3 protein-coding genes are annotated in these 1763 nt (G+C 37.2%); 1 reads left to right on the top strand and 2 read right to left on the bottom strand.

From position 1 onward, the window contains the following. Nucleotides 1-124 precede the first annotated feature (124 nt). The gene (locus FFR48_RS30310; protein WP_268932477.1) at nt 125-253 is read right to left on the bottom strand and encodes a hypothetical protein; all 129 of its coding nucleotides are present in this window, start codon (nt 251-253) and stop codon (nt 125-127) included. 56 nt (nt 254-309) lie between these two features. Continuing rightward, the gene (locus FFR48_RS27680) at nt 310-966 is read right to left on the bottom strand and encodes a vWA domain-containing protein (protein ID WP_137669553.1); all 657 of its coding nucleotides are present in this window, start codon (nt 964-966) and stop codon (nt 310-312) included. A gap of 249 nt (nt 967-1215) precedes the next feature. On the opposite strand from FFR48_RS27680, the gene FFR48_RS27685 reads away from it, so the two are divergent. Continuing rightward, entirely contained in the window at nt 1216-1470 is a 255-nt protein-coding gene (locus FFR48_RS27685) for a type II toxin-antitoxin system RelN family antitoxin (protein ID WP_137669554.1), read from the top strand. Nucleotides 1471-1763: the final 293 nt, after the last annotated feature.

A 1763-nucleotide genomic window follows, 5' to 3' on the forward strand; every position in this document is an offset into this window, starting at 1 on the left:
TAAATTGGATGAAATAAATATCAAATAGTATTGTTGACTAGGACGGGCTAGAAGCCCATCTCACAATAAATAGATAACTCTTGTGGGGTGGGCATCCTGCCCGCCCATCATTTAATTGAGTCTACTAAATCTCTTTTTCCCAGATACACAAAACCAAAGTTTTATCATCATCAGTACGAGCATTTAACCTTCCTGATTTGAGAAAATCAATAATATATTGATCATCATTTTCCGGCTTTTCTGTTTCTTGCAAATATTGTCAATAAATCATTAACTTATATTAGAAGTCGGGGATCTGGTTGATACAAATTAAGTAATAATTTGCCCCCATCCCACCGGCGGTAATGCTACAGCTTCCCCAACTTTGCCACTAGAAACCCGTTTCATGGAAGTGGAAAGCCAAACAAATAAAGAGCGAAAATCTAAACCATTCAGAGTTACTGGAGGACGTTCTGGAGGGGCAATTTGTCGGAGTTTATTCATATCTGCACCCTGAACACCAACGGTAAAAAACAACATTCGGCGCTGTGCGTCTTCTTCTCTCACCCTTTGCGCTGCATTTTGCCAATAATCTGTAGGCGCACCATCGGTAATTAAAAATACCCAAGGACGATAATAATGGACACCGTTATCTTTATACGACTGTTTGCGGGTTTCTAATAAATCTAAAGCGTATTCTATCGCCTCACCCATGGGCGTTACACCATCTGCTTCTAGCTTTGGCAGTGTAAAATGGTCTATAGTGACAAAATCTTGCGTCAGTTTCACCGGTCCAAAGGTGACAATAGCAACTTCTACACTTAAAGAAGCTTGAGCATCTTTCATTACATCTTCTTTGAAAGCCGCCAAACCTGTATTTAACTCCTCTATAGGTTGCCCTGACATTGAACCAGAAGTATCTAACAAAAGAATTACCGGACAACGATTCTCAGGGTTTTCCACAAATTCGGGCATTCCTACTGGCATTATTGATACTCCTGGTTAATCAACTGGTTAATCACAACTAGATGCTGAATATTATATTTTAGATTATACTCGTTAACACCTAATCTAACACGGGTATTTTTACGGAATCAATACCTTGCCTAAACTGGAAGCAAGTAGCAACCAAAAACGAGTACATTCATATAATGTTTTTTATAAAAGAGTCAGTGATGAAACTTAAAATTGCCAGTAACCGTTAAACTAAATATAAATAACCATCAGGATCAACAAATGAAAGCAATAGAAGTCACAGGAAACATTGATGAAAAAGGGGCATTATTTTTAGACCAACCCCTGAATGTAGAAATACCCGGAAAAGTCAGAGTAATAATTCTCTTTCCTGAACCTACAGATAACTTAGAAAATGATCATGATGATACTCCCATTGAAGAAATAAAAGCTAGTTTAAAAAGAGCAGTACAAGAAGCAAAAGCAGGACAACGTATTCCCCTATCTCAAATGTGGGAGGGAATAGATGTCGAATGAACTGCCAATAGTAGAAATAGACTTAACACCTGAATACAAAAGCAACTTGCGTTCTCTAGCTAAGAGATACCGGAATATTCGTTCTGATACTCAAGTAATAATTGAGTAAATTCAAATCTGCAATTTTCTAGGTGATAGAATATCTGGACTGGGTGAAAATTACATTGTCTTTAAAGTCAGAGTTAAAAATAGCAACATTCAAAAAGGCAAAAGTGCTGGTTATCGCATCATTTATCAAGTTGAATCACCAACCAGTGTACTTTTATTAACCATTTACTCTAAATCAGATCAAG

This window comes from Sphaerospermopsis reniformis (genome assembly GCF_005402885.1).
Classification (GTDB): Bacteria; Cyanobacteriota; Cyanobacteriia; order Cyanobacteriales; family Nostocaceae; genus Sphaerospermopsis; species Sphaerospermopsis kisseleviana.